Origin of the sequence: Luteimonas flava (genome assembly GCF_036584485.1) — a bacterium.
GTDB classification, from domain to species: Bacteria; Pseudomonadota; Gammaproteobacteria; order Xanthomonadales; family Xanthomonadaceae; genus Luteimonas; species Luteimonas flava.
The window spans coordinates 695,128-711,420 of the sequence record NZ_JAZHBM010000003.1; the positions used below are offsets into that span (position 1 = coordinate 695,128).

Below are 16,293 nucleotides of genomic sequence, written 5' to 3' on the forward strand. Positions count from 1 at the left end.
TGGGAGCGCGCTTGCGCGTGATTGCACGTCGCCGGCAAGGCTCATCGCGCGCGAGCGCGCTCCCACCGTTTTTCTAGCGTGCAGCGAGCGCGGTCTGCGGACAGGCCGGTGCGTCGAACCAGTCGACGACGGTCGGCGCGAGGCGGTCGAGCCGCATCGGCAGGCTGAGGTGGTCTTCGCCGGCGAGTTCCAGATAGCGTGCACCGGGCACGGCCGCCGCGAGTGCGCGGCCATGTGCGACCGGCACATGGCGATCCGCATCGCCGTGCACCAGCAGCACGCAGCCCGGCGCGTGGGCGAGGGCGGCGCCGACGTCGACGCCGTCGAGCGGCAATGACAGCGTGTCGCCCGCGCGCGCGATCGCCGCGTCCAGAACGGACGCATCGATGCGCCAGCGCAACCAGCGGCGCGTGAGTTGCGCGTGCCAGCTGCCGCCGTCTTCGTCGAGCATGTGCGGGACCATGTCGCGGATCGCGGCGCCGGCGTTGTCGAAGGACTCCAGCGCGACCACGCGTTCGGCCTGCAGGCGTGGATCGGCGGCCGCGAACAGCGCGGTCGCCGCGCCGTAGGACACACCGAACACGTGCAGCGGGCCGGCGATCTCGCCTTGCGCGCGTAATGCGGCGACCGCATCGACGACGTCGCCGGCCTCGCGCGTGCCGTAGCCCGATGGCGCATGGCCGGAGCGGCCGTGGTTGCGCAGGTCCAAGGTGATCGTGCGATAGCCGGCTTCGGCCAGCGCGATCGACCACGGCAGCAGCGAACCGCCATCCATCATCCAGCCGTGCAGCAGCACGACGGTGCCGCGCGGTGGGGCGGACGGCGCAGACGGCGCGTGGAAATCGAGCGAGAAGTCGACGCCGTGCGGATCATCCGCCGGCCGCGTCCACGCGTAGTCCATGCCGTAATCGCCGGGATCGAGCGCACGCCAGAACATCGAAACACCAGCGCTCGTGGCGACGTGTCCGCTGCGGTTCGGCAATCGCGCGAATGCGGCCTCGACGCGATCGGTCTGCAGCAAGGGTGATGCACCGGGCGGTGCGACCAGCTTCGACGCCAGCGAATTCGCCATGCCCGGCCACGACGAGAAGCCGGCGACGAGCAGACAGGCGACGAGGAGGGCGGCGAGGCGGAGCATGGCAGCGGGCGGAGGCGAGGCGGCCGCGCAGACTATCGACGCGACGCCAGGCGCCGCTATCGCACTGCGATGACAGCTGCATGACAGACGGTCGCCGTTCATCGGCGTGAGCCGGCCGATGCACCGGCCTTCTGGCACAGTGCGGCGATGTCGATCTGTCACGCTGGACGTTTCCGGTGACCACCGCGCATGCCGCAATCGTGCTGGCCGCCGGCGGCAGCACGCGCCTGGGCAGGCCCAAGCAGCTGTTGCGCCGCGACGGCGAAAGCCTGGTCGCGCGCGTTGTGCGGCTGGTCGCGGAAACCCATCCCTGCCGGCTCGTGGTGATGCTCGGCGCGTATCACGACGCGGTGGCGGCCGAACTCGCACCGTCGCCACACGGCTTCGTCGAACTGCACGAGGTGCCGGACTGGCGCGAAGGCCTGTCCGCGAGCCTCGTCGCCGCATCGTGCGCGCTGCAGGCACATCGCGGCCCGGTGCTGGTGACCGGCATCGATCAGCCTGCGCTCAATGCCCTGCATCTGCGCGCGCTGCTGGACGGCGCACGCAGCGTGCGCTCGGGCTGCGCAGCGGTGATGCACGGAGAACGCCCCGGCGCACCGGCAGTGCTGTCGCATACGCTGTTCGCGCAGGTGGATGCGCTGGAAGGCGACCGGGGATTCGGGTCGCTGCTGGCAGCGTTGCCGGAAGAGGACCTGTTCCGGCTGCAGGCGCCGTCGCTGGCGCAGGATATCGACACCGCGGACGACGTGGCGCAGGCGCTCGCGGACGGGTTGCTGGATCGCGGGGTCTAACTCACTCGACTCAACGGCGTCTTCGACGCTCAAGCGCGCTTTCATCTCACTGTCGTCATTCCCGCGGAAGCGGGAATCCAGTGTCTTGGATGTTGGCGTTACGGCCGGAAAGTCACTGGATGACCCACACTGCGGCGGTTGAAAACCCGGCCTTCGCCGGAATAACGGGATCGAAAGGGTGGCGAACTGATGGTGTCTTGAAATTACGAGGGCGCAAGTTGCTAATCGAGTCTGGCGTGCGTTCTGATCAACCCGCGCGCGACATCATCCACACCACGCACACCGCACCGACCACACCGATCACCAGCGCCGCAGTGCGCCAACGTTTCGCGCGGCGCTGATAGCGCGCGACGCGTTCGTCGTTGAGTGCGGTCGCGCGTGCGATCCAAGGGGCGGTGTCGCGCTCGGCCTGGGCGTAGATGACCTCGGCGCGTGCGGGATCGGCTTCGGCGCGCAGTGCGGCGTCCTCGTAGCGTTCGAACGCGCGCTTCTGCAGCGACTGGATCTCGCGTGCGATGTCGGCGTTCGACAACGTGTCTGGCGATGCGGCACTCATGTCGCGCGCAGCGCCGCGGTGACCGGCAGGCGCGCCGCGCGCAGGGCCGGGAACAGGCCGCCGACGAGGCCGATGCCCAGCGCCCACTTCAGCCCGTTCCACAGCAGTTCCGGCGACACCTTGAACTGGAACACCACCTGGCTGAAGTTGCTGCCCAGCGTGCTGACGCTGTAGCCGTTGAAGATGCTCCACGCGAGCAGGCCGCCGAGCAGGCCGCCGAGCAACGCCAGCAGCATCGTCTCCAGCATCACCGCGACGACCACCGGCAGGCCGCGGAAGCCGATCGCGCGCATCGTCGCGATCTCGCGTGCGCGGCCGGCGACGGCGGCATACATCGTGTTGAGCGCGCCGAACACCGCGCCGACCGCCATGATCGCGCCGATCACCGTGCCCAGCACGTTGATCAGCGTGGCGAGCTGACCGGACTGCTTGCCGTAGTAGGCACGCGTCGTGGAGACGTCGAGTTTCAGGCGCTGGTCGGCATCCATCGCGGCCTTGAACGCGGTGAAACCGGCGGTGCCGTCGGTGCGCACGGTGATCGACTGGTAGGCGCCGCGGTTGTAGGTGGACGCCAACGTTTCGCCGTCGGTCCACAATTCCGAATCGTGCGCATCGCCGGAGGCGAACACGCCGACCACGGTCCACTGCTGGTTGCCGAGGTTCAGCGTCTTGCCGACGTCGAGTCCGCGGAACTGGCTGCGCGCGCCCTGGCCGACGACGATCTCACGCAGGCCCGGCGCGAACTTGCGGCCTTCGATCACCTGCACCTTGTCGTGCACGGCCCAGGCGAGTTCGCCGACGCCGCGGAACTGCGCATTGACGTCGGTGCCGTCGGCCTTCGACGGCAGGTTGACCACCTGCGACAGTTCGGGCGACAGCAGCGGGCGGCCCTGCGCATCGCGCGCGATGCCGGCCAGCGTGCCGATCAGCGGCACCTGGTCACGCGTGATCACCGAATTGGTTTCGGCCTGCGAACCACCGCGCAGCACGATCGCCGAGGTCTCGTCGCCGGTGCTGTTGAGCGTGGCCTTGAAGCCTTCGCCCATCGCCAGCATCGCCACAAGCACACCGACCACGCCGGCGATGCCGACCACGATCACCGACGAGGCGCCCCAGCGCTGCGGCAGGCTGCTGATGCCGATGCGCGCCGCCGCCAACGCCAAGCGGCCGCCGCGCGTGAGCACCAGCCACAGCGCGATGGCGACCGCGATCGTCAGCACGCCGTACCACGGCAGCAGCACCCACACCGCGAGCCCGACGACGAGCGCGACGATCGACAGCAGGTTCCAGAGCCACGGGCTTTTCATGTCGGTCCGATCCGGTTCGTCGTGCAGCGGAAGGAAAAGCGATGGGCCATGACGTCAGCGCCCCGCCAGCGCGTCGACGATCTTCAGCCGTTGCGCGCGCAGCGCCGGCAGCACGCCGACGATGATGCCGATGCCGATCATCAGGCCCAGCCCGATCAACCACGTCTGCGCCGGGACCGTGGGCAGCGCGATCACGCCGCCGCTCGCCGCGCTCACGCCCGGCATGATCGCCGAGGCGAGGCCCAGACCGACGAGTCCGCCGATCACCACCAGCAGCACCGATTCCACCATCACCAGTACCAGCACGGTGCCGTCGGTGAAGCCGAGCGTCTTCAGCGTCGCGAGTTCGGGAATGCGCTCGCGCACGGCCTGCGCCATCGTGTTGCCGGTCAGCAGCAGCAGGGTGAAGAACACCGCGCCCATGATCGCGGTGACGATCAGGCCGATGTCGGCGAACTGCTTGGCGAACGCCTGCTGGAACGCCGATTCGGTCTGCGACTTTGTTTCGTGATCGGAGTTCGCCGAGATCGCATCGATCGCCTGCGCCACGCGCGAGGCCTGGTCGGCGTTGGACAGCTGCACGGTGAACCAGCTGACCTGGTTCTTGATGTAGTCGTTGGATTCGTCGAAGTACTTCCAGTTCATCATCAACTGGTTTTCGGCGCCGACATTGCTGCGGTCCTTGGCGCGGAAGATCGCCTTGAGCTCCAGCGGCCAGTCGTTGCTGCCGCCGCGCGGAAAGATCGTCGCCTGCATCGGAATCGTGTCGCCGATCTTCCAGCCGAACTTGTTGGCCAGCGCTTCGCCCACGGCCGCGCCGGTGCGCGTGTCGCGGAACGCCTGCAGCTGGTCGGGCGGCACGTCGTATTCGCCGTAGACGTCGAAGAAGTTCGGCGCGACGGAGAAGTTCGGAAAGAAATTGCGCTGGTCCTGGTAGATGCCGCCGAACCACATGGCGTACGTCACCTTGCGCACGCCGGGAATCGATTCGATCTGCGACTGCAGGCGCACCGGCAGCGACTGCGTGATCGACAGCCGCGAGGCGACGATCAGCCGGTTCGCGCCGTCGACGCTGCCCCCGGCATTGAAGGCCACGCGCACCGAATCGAGCATGCCGAACAGCAGGAACGCCGCGACCACCGACAGCAGCGTCAGCAGTGTCCGCGTCTTGCTGCGGAACAGCTGGGCCCACACCAGCGACAGGTATTTCATCGTGTGGTCTCCGGGGAAGCGTGGGTCAGTGCGCGCCGACGGGCGTGTCGACCAGCTCGCCCTTGTCGAGATGGATCGTGTGGGTCGCGTACTCGGCGGCCTTCGGATCGTGGGTGACCATGACGATGGTCTTGCCGTGCTCGCGGTTGAGTTCCTGCAGCAGGCCGAGAATCTCTTCCGCGCTCTGCCGGTCGAGATCGCCGGTGGGTTCGTCGCAGATCAGGAACGTCGGGTCGGACACGATCGCGCGGGCGATCGCCACGCGCTGCTGCTGGCCGCCGGACAGTTCGTTGGGCTTGTGGGTGCGGCGCTCCGCCAGGCCGACCAGGGTCAGCGCGATCTCCGCATTGCGCTTGCGTTGCGCGGCGCCGAGCGCGGTCAGCAGCAGCGGCAGTTCCACGTTCTTCTGCGCGTTGAGCATCGGCATCAGGTTGTAGAACTGGAACACGAAGCCGACGTGGCGGCTGCGCCAGTTCGACAGCTGGCCCGCGCTCATGCGGTCGATGCGCTCGCCTTCGATCTCGATCTCGCCCGAGGTCGGCGTGTCCAGGCCACCGATCAGATTCAGCAGCGTGGTCTTGCCCGAACCCGACGGGCCCATCAGCGCGACGAAATCGCCCTGCGGAATGTCAAGATCGATGCCGTGCAGCACGTCGACCTTCTCCGGGCCGCGCTGGTAGGTCTTGTGCAGGTTGCGGATGCTGACGAGGGACGACATGGCGCACTCCGGGTTGGATGCTGCTCGTTGGATGTGGGGCGCGATCAGCGCGTGTCGGCGTCGCTGGCGGCCATGCGCACCTTCGCGCCGTCGGCCAGCGTTTCGGGCGGATCGAGCACGACGGTGTCGCCGGCGTTGACGCCCGACAGCACCTGGCGGTCGTCGCCGAGTGCAATGCCGGTCTTCAGCGCCTGCTGCGTCACCGTGTTGTCCTCGCCGAGCACGAAGGCGACGTCGGCGCCATCGCGCTGCACGATCGCCGCACCGGGCACGCGCACGCCGCTGGGCTGCTGCGCATCGGCGGCCTTCGGCGCCTCGAGGAAGCTCACGCGCACGCCCATGTCCGGCACGATGCGCGCGTCCTTCTGCTTGATCGCGATGCGCACCTTGACCGTCGCCTTGCCGCGGTCGGCGGCCGGAATGATCGCGATGACCTCGGCGGGAATCTTCCAGTCGGGATACGCATTGAGCGTCGCCTCGACCGGCATCTTCGGCTGCACGCGACCGATGAAGGCCTCGCCGACGTCGACCTCGACTTCGAGCGAATCCATGTCGACGATCGTGCCGATGCCGGTGCGGGTGAAGCCGCCACCGGCCGACAGCGGCGAGACGATCTCGCCCGGCTGCGCGGCCTTGGCAGTGACCACACCGCCGAACGGTGCGCGCACGACGGTGTTGTCGACGCCGAGATCGGCGATCGCCAGCGAATCGGAGGCGACCTGCGCATTGCGCTGCGCGGTGACCAGCTGCGCGCGCAACGCGTCGCGCTGGGCGACGGCCTGGTCGAACTGCGAGCGCGAGACCAGCTGCTGCGCCACCAGCGACTGCAGACGCGCCGCATCGGCCTCGGCCTGGGCCAGTTGCGCCTGCACGCTGCCGGTCTGGCTGCGCGCGGCGGCGAGCTGCGAGGCCGACAGATTGCGTTGCGCGTCGGCGTCGATCGGATCGAGCGTCGCCATGATGTCGCCGGCCTCGACGCGCTGGCCCTCCTCGATCAGCACCTCGCGCACGCGGCCGGTGATCTTCGACGACACGGTCGCGGTGCGACGCGCGACGACGTAGCCGGTGGCGTCGAGTACCGATGCATTCGCACCGCCGGCGGTGATCGCGACCACCGGCGCGGTGCGCACCTCGACGCCGCCATCGCGTCCGAACAGTGCCCAGCCGGCGACCAGCAGGAGCAGCAGCACGACGACCGCGATCGCGATCCACAGGCCGCGACGACGCGGCGGCTCGGGCGGCGCCTTGCGGTCGATGCGGAGTTCGTTGAGCAGGTCGGCCTTGGTATTCATGGGTTCCATGGCAAGCAGGACGTGACGACAGGCGCGAGTGTGACCGCGGGGGTCGGGCGATCCAACCTGCCGGAAGTCAGTTTCCGGCAGGGCGCCGGGCGGGGCACCCGCGGTGGCGGGTCGGACCGAGTCTGCGCGCATCCGGTGCGCCGGTCACCTGACGAGTGTCATCTGCAGTGGATGACGCCTGCGACTGACCGCAGGGCGCGCATCCCGTGAGACTGGCTGCAATCCGGAGGAACCGAGATGCGTCCAGTCCCGTCCAGTACAGACCCCTTCACCGCGGCGCCGCTGGCCCGCCTGCGGGGCGTGCGTCGCCGTCGCGGCACGGTGCAGGCGCTCGACGGCGTGGACCTCGCGTTGCCTGCCGGCCAGGTGACCGCGCTGCTGGGCGTCAACGGCGCCGGCAAAACGACCGCGATCGAAATCCTGCTCGGCCTGCAGCCGGCCGATGCAGGCGAGGTCATGCTGTTCGGCCGGCATCCGTCCGATCTCGATGCGCGCCGCCACATCGGCGTGATGCTGCAGCAGGCGCAGTTGCCCGAACGCCTGCGGATCGATGAGCTGCTCGCGCTGACGCGCAGCTGGTATCCGCAACCACGCAGCGTCGCCGACTGCGTCGCACTGGGCGGGCTCGACGGCTTGCTCGACCGGCGCTACGGCCGGCTGTCGGGCGGGCAGCAACGCCGCGTGCAGTTCGCGCTCGCGCTGTGCGGGCGACCGAAGCTGCTGTTTCTCGACGAACCGACCACCGGGCTCGACATCGGCGCGCGCCAGCAGGTGTGGCGCGCGATCCGCAGCCTGGTCGCCGACGGCGTCGGCATTCTGCTGACCACGCATTATCTGGAAGAAGCCGAAGCGCTGGCCGATCGCGTCGTGGTGCTCGATGCGGGCCGCGTGCGCGCCGACGGCAGCGTCGGCGCGGTGCGTGCGCAGGTCGCGCAGCGGCGCATCCGCTGCACGAGCGTCGTGGCAGCCGATGTCGTCGCGACGTGGCCCGGCGTGCGCTCGGCCGATGTCGTCGACGGGCAGCTGGTGGTGATGGCCGAGCAGGCGGAATCCGTGCTGCGTCGCTTGCTGGATGCGGATCCGCAACTCGGTGATCTCGAAGTCCAGCGCGCCGGTCTCGCCGAGGCCTTCGTCGCGATGACGGTGCCGGACGAGACGTCCGCCGCGAACCAGGAGGCCGCGTGATGGATACGACACTCGACACCGGCACACGCGTCAACCTCTGGCGCTGCTATCTGCTCGACACGCGCTGCGAACTGCTGCGGCTGCTGCGCGAGCCGATGTACATCATTCCGACGCTGCTGTTCCCGGCGCTGTTCTACGTGATGTTCGGCCTGCTGCTCGGCGGGCGCGGCAGCGGCGAAGCGGCGCGCTATCTGCTCGCGACCTACGGCGTGTTCGGCGCGATGGGCGCAGGCCTGTTCGGCTTCGCGGTGACGCTCGCGATCGACCGCGAACGCGGCTTCTTCGCCCTGCGTCGGGCATTGCCGGCGCCGCCGAGTGCCTGGCTGGTCTCGCGTCTGCTGATCGCGATGCTGTTCGCCCTGGTCATCGTGCTGGAACTCGCGGCGCTGGCGGTGGTGTTCGGTGGCGTGTCCATGACGGCGGGGCAATGGGCCTTGCTGTGGACGGTGACCGTGCTCGGGGCGCTGCCGTTCTGCGCGATCGGCCTGCTGCTCGGCAGTATCGCCAGCGCGAATGCGGCGCCGGCGTGGGTCAACCTGCTGTTCCTGCCGATGGCCTTCCTGTCCGGCCTGTGGCTGCCGCTGTCGATGCTGCCCGGCGTGTTCGCGACGCTCGCACCGGTGTGGCCGGCCTGGCACCTGGCGCAGATCGCGCTCGGCGTGACCGGCCAGGCAGGCACGGCGCCGCTGTGGCTGCACCTGCTGGTACTGATCGTCGTGACCGTCGCCTGCTGCGTGCTCGCGCTGCGCCGCCTGGCGCGTGCGGTCTGAGATCATCCGCTTCACTTTCGGGGAGAACGCAATGACACAGACGGATCGACAGGGCCAGCGTCGCTGGCCCGGCGTCGCGGCGGTGGTGGCACTGGTGGCGGTGCTCGGCGCCGCCGTGGCCGTCGCCGGGCGCGAACAGGGGACGGATTCGACCGCGGCGCCAGTGACGGAAGGCCGGCTCGCCATCCGCAACGCCCGCATCTTCGATGGCGTCGACGTCATCGAACGCGGCACGGTACTCGTACGCGACGGACTGATCGAAGCGGTCGGCGCCGATGTCGCAGTGCCGGACGGCGTCGCCGTGGTGGATGCTGACGGCAAGACGCTGTTGCCTGGTCTCATCGACGCCCACGTGCACGCCTGGGGCAACGCGCAGCAGGACATGCTGCGCTTCGGCGTCACCACCGCGTTCGACATGCACGGCATGCCGGAGCGCCTGCCGGCGCTGCGCGCACAACGTGAGTCCACCGCGCCGGCGACGCAGGCCGACCTGTGGGCTGCGGGCTATGCGATCACCGCGCCCGGCGGGCACGGCACGCAGTTCGGATTCCCGGTGCCGACCGTCGATGCGGACACAGACATCCCGGCCTTCATCGCCGCCCGCGTGGCCGAAGGCGACGACTTCATCAAGCTGATCGTCGAGGATCTCAGCGGCTACGGCGGCACGCGCAGGTTGCCTACCCTGACCGCCGCGCAGGTGCGCGCCGTCGTCGATGCCGCGCATGCGCACACGCGCATCGCCGTCGCCCACGTGTCCACGCAGGACAGTGCCCGCGCGGTGCTGGATGCCGGCATCGACGGCTTCGTGCACGTCACCGACGATGGCGTGGTCGACGACGCCTTCGTCGCCGAGGTCGCGCGTCGCGACGTGTTCGTCGTGCCGACCCTGGTGGTGATCGCCTCGGTGGCGGGCACCGATGCAGGCGGTCAGCTCGCGGCCGATCCCGCCCTGTCGCCGTGGCTCACAGCGGAGCAGCGCGACAGCCTCGGCGCGCGCATGTCCACCGCACCGAAGCTGGAGCGCCTCACCGATGCGATCGACAGCGTGCGACGCCTGCACGCGGCGGGCGTGACGATCCTCGCCGGCAGCGATGCCCCCAATTCCGGCACCGCCCAGGGCGCGAGCCTGCACGGCGAACTCGCATTGCTGGTGCAGGCCGGGCTGACGCCACAGCAGGCACTGGTCGCGGCGACGTCCGCCCCGGCTGCGCGCTTCGGCATCGCCGACCGCGGTCGCATCGCGCCGGGTCTACGCGCCGATCTCGTGCTGGTCGACGGCAACCCGCTCAAGGACATCACCGCGACGCGGCGCATCGACACCGTGTGGAAGAACGGGGCGCGCGTCGAACGCACGCGGCCTGCGGCTGCGGCGGTCGCTGGCGCGGTGCCGGACGACACCCGCATCAGCGATTTCGACATCGGACTCGACGCCCGTTTCGGCAGCTGGGCGCCGACTACCGACCAGATGGCAGGTGGCGCCTCCACCGTTGCGCACGCGCGCATCGACGGCGGCGCGCACGGTTCGGCCGGCGCGCTGTCGGTCACCGGCGAGATCAGACCGGGCTTCGCGTTTCCGTGGTCGGGCGTGATCTTCTTCCCGGCCGCGCAGGCGATGCAGCCCGCGGATCTGTCGTCGCGCAAGACACTCGTGTTCCGCGTGCGCGGCGACGGGCGCCGCTACAGCGCCCTGCTGTTCTCCGGCGCATCGCCAAACGCGATGCCGGCGATGCAGAGCTTCGAGGCCGGCAGCGGCTGGACCGAAGTGCGACTGCCGCTCGACGGATTCGCCGGCGCGGATCTGTCGCAGGTACGCGGCATCGCATGGACCGCCGGTCAGCCCGAAGGCCCGTTCGCCTTCGCACTCGACGACGTGGAGCTGCACTGAGATGCAGGCGGGTCGGCACGGCGCAGCGCAGCCGCCCCTTCTGGCGGACACCCGAGATGACTAGGCTGCGCGACATGGACACGCTCCCGAGCCCGGCACCGCTGCGCACCTTCGCCGGCCTGCGCCCTGCGCCGGATTCGATCATCGGCTGCGCGCTGCGTCACGGACGGCCGGCGTGGAGCGAAGGCATCCACGTGCTGTGGTCGGTGTGGGTGTTCGTCGTGCCGATGTTCTCGCCGCAGGGCTACGACCTGCGCTGGCTGCTGATCACCCTGCTGTCGTACCCGGTCTTCATCGCCCTGTACGCGGGTGCGCTGCTGTTGCCGGCGCGCCGTTCGCCGTGGTGCGCGCTCGGCATGATCGCGCTGTGCTTCACGCTGTTGCCCTGGTACGTGTCGAGTCTCAGCTACTTCGTATTCGGCTGTGTGTTCCTCGGCGCGTTGTCGCGCACGTCGGTGTGGCGTTACGTGCTCGCGCTGATCGTGTTCAACGCGGTACTGATGACCTGGGCGCGCGTGCTCGGCTATCCATGGGCGGCGCTGGCCTGGATGCCGGTGACGACGGTGATGATCGGCCTGCTGGTGCACGTGGAGCGGCTGAAGAACCGGCAGGACGCCGCGCTGCGCCTGTCGCACGACGAAGTGCGCCGGCTGGCTGCCGTCGGTGAGCGCGAACGCATCGGCCGTGATCTGCACGATCTGCTCGGCCACACGCTGTCGATGGTCGCGCTGAAGGCCGATCTCGCCGCGCGGCTCGTCGAACGCGATCCCGCCGGCGCCCAGCGCGAGATCGGCGAGGTCGGCGGCATCGCCCGCGATGCGCTGACCCAGGTGCGGCAGGCCGTCAGCGGCATCCGCGCCGCGGGGCTCGCAGCCGAACTCGCGTCCGCGCGCCTGCTGCTCGAGACCGACGGCGTGGCGTTCGGCTACAGCCTCGATGCCGACGTCGCCGGCGCCGGCCTGTCGCCCGCCGTGGAGACGGCGCTGGCGATGACGTTGCGCGAATCGGTGACCAATCTGCAGCGGCACGCGCATGCGCACACCGCGCAGGCGCAGTTCTCGCGCGAAGGCGACGCGATCCGGCTGCAGGTCAGCGACGACGGCCGTGGGGGCGCGATGGTGCCCGGCAATGGTCTGTCGGGTATGCGCGAGCGCATCGAGGCACTGGGCGGGCAGTTGCGCATCGACAGCGGCGCCGACGGCACCCGGATCGATGCGCGCATTCCGCTCGGCGCGACCGGCTGATCCACACCGCACGCATCTCCGTTCCTTTCGACCGTCGTCCAGCTGCTACCGTCACTGCCATGTCGCGCATGCCCACGTCCGAAGCACCGCTCCGCATCCTCATCGCCGAGGACCAGTCGATGCTGCGCGGCGCGCTGACGGCGCTGCTGAATCTCGAAGACGATCTGTCGGTGGTCGGCAGCGTCGGCGACGGCGAATCGGCCTGGCGCGAACTGCAGCGCCTGTCGCCCGACATCCTCGTCACCGACATCGAGATGCCCGGCCTCACCGGTCTCGAACTCGCGCAGCGCATCCAGCGCCACGAACTCCCGGTCCGCGTGGTGATCGTCACCACCTTCGCCCGCGCGGGTTTCCTGCGCCGCGCGCTGGATGCCGGCGTCGGCGGGTATCTGCTGAAGGACGCACCGGCCGAACAACTCGCCGATGCCCTGCGCCGCGTCCACGACGGCGGCCGCGCGATCGATCCCCAACTCGCACTGGAAGCCTGGAGCGAGCCCGACCCGTTGAGCGAGCGCGAACGACAGACGCTGCGACTCGCCGGGCAGGGCATGAGCGCCAGCGAGATCGCCGCGCAGCTGAAGCTCTCGCACGGCACCGTGCGCAATTACCTGTCGGAAGCGATCGGGAAGCTGGGCGTCGGCAACCGGATCGAGGCGTACCGGCTGGCGCGGCAGAAGGGGTGGTTGTAGGCGGCGTCACCACGAACCTTTCATGCCGTCATTCCGGCGAAAGCCGGAATCCAGGGGCTTTTCCGATCTTTTCGAAGTCCAACACGCTGGATGAGCAGCGTCCGGCTGCTCGAGAGTACTTCCGCTTCCGCCGGAACGACGGCTGAGAATTACCTGGCCAGCCCCACCGCCACCAGCGACTCCCGCTCGATCCGCGCATAGATCTCGAACTCGTCGTGCACCTGCGCACCGAGCGCCGCCTCGAACGCATCGCGGTTCGACTGCGCCGCAAACGCGCGCTGTTCCCCGCCGCCGAGGTTCGACTGGAAGATACCGGCCGCGCTGACCGGCAGGAAGTCCTCGTAGACCACCGGGTCTGCGGTCACGAGTCCCGCACTGATCGCATCATCGACGCTGCCGCGCGCGACAGCCGACGGATCCGCACGCCCCGCATCGGTCAGCGCATAGCGGTAATAGCCGAGGCCTTCGCGACGCAGGGTGTCGTCGTCATCCGGGAAATCGCCGAAGGCCACGGCCAGGCGTGTGCCGTAGTCGCCGGTGCTGCCGGCGCCGCCTGCCTCGCGTGCACGCGCCAGCAGGCTGTCGTACAGGGCGCGGCCCTTCGGCGTCAGCGCGAGGCCACGCTGTTCGATCTCGCCGAAGCGCGCGGTGTGCGTGCCGGCGTCGGCGCTGTCGCCGGCGGGGAACAGCACCGGCTCCCGCAGCGCCTTGAAGCTGGTCTGGCGCAGCAGGATCGGGCAGCGACGGCGTGGCGGGCCTTCGATGACCGCCTTGGCGTCGATACCGCGTGCCTGCATCGCGTCCTGCGCAGCGTCGATGTCGAGCGTGCGCGGGGTCAGATGGTTGATGTGCGGGCCGCGGAAGCAGACCACGTCGGCGATCAGGCGATGCGCGGACAGCAGCGCCTGGTAGGTCGCGTGCGACACGGTGGCTTCGCTGTGCCAGCGGAAGGTTTCCAGCGCTTGCGCAACGAACTCGGCGGCTTCGTCGGCGGTGAGGCCACCGGCCTGCTCGAAGCGTTCGATCAACGCGAGCGCGCGCGGGGTGAAGATCTCGCGCGCTTCGAGAATCGCGGCGGCGTCGTCGCGCAGCGCGGCATCCTCGATCAGTTCGAGCCGCAGCAGGGACGTGAACACCCGGAACGGATTGCGCGCGAGCGCCGCGGCGTCGACCGGACGGAACGCGGTCGCGTGCACCGGCACGCCGGCGACGGCGAGGTCGTAGTAGCCGACCGGAAGCATGCCCATCACCGCGAACAGGCGACGCAGCGTCGCGAGCTCGCGCGGCGTGCCGACGCGGATCGCGCCGTGGCGCTCCGCGTCCAGCCGGTCGAGCGCATCGCTGCGCTGCAGGCGCGCGGCCAGCGACGGATCGCGCGCCAGCGTCGCGGCGTTCACCTCCAACACCAGTTCCATCAGCGTGCCGTACAGCGGCACCTCGTCGCGATACATGCGCGACATCGCCTGTGCGAACAGGCTGCGGATCTCGTCGGGGGACAGCGGCGTCGAAGCGTTCATCGGGGACCGGGCGAAGGACCGGGCGTTCCCCGGCGAAGCCGCCATTTTCGCCTGTCGGCGACGCCCGCGGGAACCTCGCGCTCGCGCGCGGCGCGTCCGCTTCAGGCGGCGGACGGCCGGCAGGCGCATGCGCCGCCGCTGCTACGCTATGCCACCGCCGCGCACACCGAGGACCGACCGATGCAGACCCCCATGCCGCTGGGCGCCCGCGTGGTCGCGCTGACCGCGCTGCTGTGGAACCTGTTCGGCCTGCTGGTGTTCGCGCTGCAGGTGTCGATGTCGCCCGAACAGCGCGCGGCGCTGCCGCTCGACCAGCAGCAGATCAACGCGGCGATGCCGATGTGGATCTACGGCGTGTTCGGTCTGGCGACGCTGGCCGGCACGGCCGGTTCGATCGCGCTGCTGTTCGCGCGTCGCTGGGCGGAACCCGCGCTGCGGGTGTCGTTCATTGCGATCGTCGTGCAGATGGTCGCCAGCTACGCGCTGACCCCGGTCTGGGCGCTGACCGGCCTGCGCGGGCTGGGCCTGCCACTGCTGCTGATCCTGGTGGTCGCGTCGATGTGGCTGTTCGCCCGCGGCGCCGCGCGTCGCGGCTGGCTGCGCTGACGCAGCCTCAGACGCGCGACTTCAGCAAGGCCCACGCTGCGCGCAGGCCCAGCGCCTCGCCGCCCTGCGGATGGCCCGCGCGGCTGCTGTCGTTCCAGGCGTAGGTATCGAGATGCGCCCACGGCGTCTCCGCCGGCACGAAGCGTTCGAGATACAGCGCCGCGGTGACCGCGCCGGCCATGCGTGAGCCGGCATTGGCGAGATCGGCGATGCCGCTGGTGAGGTAACGCAGGTACGGCCGCCACAACGGCATGCGCCACACCGGATCGCGCGTCGCCTCGCCGCCGGCGATCCAGGCGTTCGCCAGCGCATCGTTGTTGGAGAACAGCGCCGGCAGGTCCGGGCCCAGCGCGATGCGCGCCGCGCCGGTGAGCGTGGCGAAATCGAGGATCGTGTCCGGCGACTGCTCGCCGGCGAAGGTCAGCGCATCGCACAGCACCAGGCGGCCTTCGGCATCGGTGTTGTCGATCTCGACGCTGATGCCCTTGCGCGTGGCGATGACTTCGCCGGGTCGGAATGCATCCGGGCCGATCGCGTTCTCGACCGCCGGCACCAGCAGGGTGATGCGCAGCGGCAGCTTGCGCGCCATCACCAGCTCGGCCAGCGCGATCGCGTGCGCCGCGCCACCCATGTCCTTCTTCATGTTGCGCATGCCGTCGGCCGGCTTGAGGTCGAGGCCGCCGGTGTCGAAACACACGCCCTTGCCGACGATCGCGATGTGCGGATGCGCGGCGTCGCCCCAGCTCAGATGCAGCAGGCGCGGCGCGCGATGCGAGGCGCGGCCGACTGCGTGGATCGCCGGAAAATTCTGCTCGAGCAGTGCGTCGCCGACGATGCTGTCGAAGGTCGCGCCATGCGCCTGCGCGATCTCGCGCACCACCGCTTCCATCTGCTCCGGGCCCATGTGCTCGGTCGGCGTATTGACCAGATCGCGCACGCGCGTGGTCGCGGCGATGACGTCGACGGTCTCGGCATCGGCCGCGTCCACGGCCAGTCGCGCGGGCTTGCGTGCGGTCGTCTTGTAGCGGGTGAAGCGGTACGCGCCGAGGCCCCAGCCCAGCTGCAGCGTCGCCGCATCGTGCGCACCGGCCACGCGCCAGTCGCCTTCCGGCAGGCCGTAGACCGCATGCGCGTAGCTGTCCGGATCGCGCGCATCGCCGATGCCGATCACCGCGCCGTCGAGGCCGCCGTCACCCGGCAGCAGCGCCAACGTACCGGGCGCCGCATCAAAGGCCTGCGCATCGAGCCAGGCCTGCACGAGGGCCGGCTGCGTGTCGCGCCAGGCCGCGTAGCCGTCGCGCGCGACGATGTGCAGCGGGCGCGCGTCCTGCGAAGCGGTGGCGAAGAGGTCGGTCGTGGTGTCGGTCATGG

The 16,293-nt window shown here is 69.9% G+C and carries 15 protein-coding genes; 7 read left to right on the forward strand and 8 right to left on the reverse strand.

Annotation, left to right across the window (positions count from 1 at the left end; translation table 11 throughout):
* Positions 1 to 73: 73 nt before the first annotated feature.
* Positions 74 to 1,138 carry an alpha/beta fold hydrolase gene (locus V3391_RS15550; protein WP_332079337.1) on the reverse strand — a complete coding sequence of 355 codons (1,065 nt, stop codon included), beginning with the start codon at positions 1,136 to 1,138 and terminating at the stop codon, positions 74 to 76.
* A gap of 176 nt (positions 1,139 to 1,314) precedes the next feature.
* On the opposite strand from V3391_RS15550, the gene V3391_RS15555 reads away from it, so the two are divergent.
* The gene (locus V3391_RS15555; protein ID WP_332079338.1) at positions 1,315 to 1,932 is read left to right on the forward strand and encodes a nucleotidyltransferase family protein; all 618 of its coding nucleotides are present in this window, start codon (positions 1,315 to 1,317) and stop codon (positions 1,930 to 1,932) included.
* Between the two features lie 247 nt (positions 1,933 to 2,179).
* Here V3391_RS15555 and V3391_RS15560 read toward each other — a convergent pair whose 3' ends face one another.
* The 5 genes from V3391_RS15560 to V3391_RS15580 are packed head-to-tail and all read right to left on the reverse strand — an operon-like array spanning position 2,180 to position 7,017.
* On the reverse strand, positions 2,180 to 2,488 hold the full coding sequence (locus tag V3391_RS15560) for a hypothetical protein (protein WP_332079339.1): 309 nt from the start codon (positions 2,486 to 2,488) through the stop codon (positions 2,180 to 2,182).
* Positions 2,485 to 3,795, reverse strand: a complete 1,311-nt coding sequence (locus V3391_RS15565; RefSeq protein ID WP_332079340.1) for an ABC transporter permease — start codon at positions 3,793 to 3,795, stop codon at positions 2,485 to 2,487. Before V3391_RS15565 ends, V3391_RS15560 begins: the two co-directional genes overlap by 4 nt.
* Positions 3,796 to 3,849: 54 nt before the next feature.
* On the reverse strand, positions 3,850 to 5,007 hold the full coding sequence (locus V3391_RS15570; protein WP_332079341.1) for an ABC transporter permease: 1,158 nt from the start codon (positions 5,005 to 5,007) through the stop codon (positions 3,850 to 3,852).
* A 25-nt stretch (positions 5,008 to 5,032) separates the two neighbouring features.
* Positions 5,033 to 5,725: an ABC transporter ATP-binding protein gene (locus tag V3391_RS15575; protein ID WP_332079342.1), complete on the reverse strand. Its 693-nt coding sequence runs from the start codon at positions 5,723 to 5,725 to the stop codon at positions 5,033 to 5,035.
* 44 nt (positions 5,726 to 5,769) lie between these two features.
* Positions 5,770 to 7,017 carry an efflux RND transporter periplasmic adaptor subunit gene (locus V3391_RS15580; protein WP_332079343.1) on the reverse strand — a complete coding sequence of 416 codons (1,248 nt, stop codon included), beginning with the start codon at positions 7,015 to 7,017 and terminating at the stop codon, positions 5,770 to 5,772.
* Positions 7,018 to 7,263: 246 nt separating this feature from the next.
* Here V3391_RS15580 and V3391_RS15585 point away from each other — a divergent pair, with 246 nt between their 5' ends.
* The 5 genes from V3391_RS15585 (at position 7,264) to V3391_RS15605 (ending at position 12,799) form a co-directional block, all read left to right on the forward strand.
* Positions 7,264 to 8,211 (forward strand): ABC transporter ATP-binding protein, encoded by a 948-nt coding sequence (locus V3391_RS15585; protein ID WP_332079344.1) that lies wholly within the window; start codon positions 7,264 to 7,266, stop codon positions 8,209 to 8,211.
* Entirely contained in the window at positions 8,211 to 8,981 is a 771-nt protein-coding gene (locus tag V3391_RS15590) for an ABC transporter permease (RefSeq protein WP_332079345.1), read from the forward strand. Before V3391_RS15585 ends, V3391_RS15590 begins: the two co-directional genes overlap by 1 nt.
* Before the next feature lie 31 nt (positions 8,982 to 9,012).
* Positions 9,013 to 10,866 carry a CIA30 family protein gene (locus tag V3391_RS15595; RefSeq protein WP_332079346.1) on the forward strand — a complete coding sequence of 618 codons (1,854 nt, stop codon included), beginning with the start codon at positions 9,013 to 9,015 and terminating at the stop codon, positions 10,864 to 10,866.
* 74 nt (positions 10,867 to 10,940) lie between these two features.
* Positions 10,941 to 12,110 (forward strand): sensor histidine kinase, encoded by a 1,170-nt coding sequence (locus V3391_RS15600; protein WP_332079348.1) that lies wholly within the window; start codon positions 10,941 to 10,943, stop codon positions 12,108 to 12,110.
* Between the two features lie 68 nt (positions 12,111 to 12,178).
* The gene (locus V3391_RS15605; RefSeq protein ID WP_232134750.1) at positions 12,179 to 12,799 is read left to right on the forward strand and encodes a response regulator transcription factor; all 621 of its coding nucleotides are present in this window, start codon (positions 12,179 to 12,181) and stop codon (positions 12,797 to 12,799) included.
* 149 nt (positions 12,800 to 12,948) lie between these two features.
* Here V3391_RS15605 and hglS read toward each other — a convergent pair whose 3' ends face one another.
* Positions 12,949 to 14,316, reverse strand: coding sequence for a 2-oxoadipate dioxygenase/decarboxylase HglS (hglS, locus tag V3391_RS15610; RefSeq protein WP_332079349.1), 1,368 nt, complete (start codon positions 14,314 to 14,316; stop codon positions 12,949 to 12,951).
* A gap of 180 nt (positions 14,317 to 14,496) precedes the next feature.
* Here hglS and V3391_RS15615 point away from each other — a divergent pair, with 180 nt between their 5' ends.
* Positions 14,497 to 14,922 carry a hypothetical protein gene (locus V3391_RS15615; RefSeq protein WP_332079350.1) on the forward strand — a complete coding sequence of 142 codons (426 nt, stop codon included), beginning with the start codon at positions 14,497 to 14,499 and terminating at the stop codon, positions 14,920 to 14,922.
* Positions 14,923 to 14,929: 7 nt separating this feature from the next.
* On the opposite strand, the gene V3391_RS15620 is transcribed toward V3391_RS15615, so the two are convergent.
* Positions 14,930 to 16,291: a leucyl aminopeptidase family protein gene (locus V3391_RS15620; RefSeq protein WP_332079352.1), complete on the reverse strand. Its 1,362-nt coding sequence runs from the start codon at positions 16,289 to 16,291 to the stop codon at positions 14,930 to 14,932.
* Positions 16,292 to 16,293 lie beyond the last annotated feature (2 nt).

Coding starts and splice junctions, on each gene's coding strand:
- V3391_RS15550 (WP_332079337.1), bottom strand. CDS start 1,138: ATGCTCCGCCTCGCCGCCCTCCTCGTCGCCTGTCTGCTCGTCGCCGGC.
- V3391_RS15560 (WP_332079339.1), bottom strand. CDS start 2,488: ATGAGTGCCGCATCGCCAGACACGTTGTCGAACGCCGACATCGCACGC.
- V3391_RS15565 (WP_332079340.1), bottom strand. CDS start 3,795: ATGAAAAGCCCGTGGCTCTGGAACCTGCTGTCGATCGTCGCGCTCGTC.
- V3391_RS15570 (WP_332079341.1), bottom strand. CDS start 5,007: ATGAAATACCTGTCGCTGGTGTGGGCCCAGCTGTTCCGCAGCAAGACG.
- V3391_RS15575 (WP_332079342.1), bottom strand. CDS start 5,725: ATGTCGTCCCTCGTCAGCATCCGCAACCTGCACAAGACCTACCAGCGC.
- V3391_RS15580 (WP_332079343.1), bottom strand. CDS start 7,017: ATGAATACCAAGGCCGACCTGCTCAACGAACTCCGCATCGACCGCAAG.
- V3391_RS15585 (WP_332079344.1), top strand. CDS start 7,264: ATGCGTCCAGTCCCGTCCAGTACAGACCCCTTCACCGCGGCGCCGCTG.
- V3391_RS15590 (WP_332079345.1), top strand. CDS start 8,211: ATGGATACGACACTCGACACCGGCACACGCGTCAACCTCTGGCGCTGC.
- V3391_RS15595 (WP_332079346.1), top strand. CDS start 9,013: ATGACACAGACGGATCGACAGGGCCAGCGTCGCTGGCCCGGCGTCGCG.
- V3391_RS15600 (WP_332079348.1), top strand. CDS start 10,941: ATGGACACGCTCCCGAGCCCGGCACCGCTGCGCACCTTCGCCGGCCTG.
- V3391_RS15605 (WP_232134750.1), top strand. CDS start 12,179: ATGCCCACGTCCGAAGCACCGCTCCGCATCCTCATCGCCGAGGACCAG.
- hglS (WP_332079349.1), bottom strand. CDS start 14,316: ATGAACGCTTCGACGCCGCTGTCCCCCGACGAGATCCGCAGCCTGTTC.
- V3391_RS15615 (WP_332079350.1), top strand. CDS start 14,497: ATGCAGACCCCCATGCCGCTGGGCGCCCGCGTGGTCGCGCTGACCGCG.
- V3391_RS15620 (WP_332079352.1), bottom strand. CDS start 16,291: ATGACCGACACCACGACCGACCTCTTCGCCACCGCTTCGCAGGACGCG.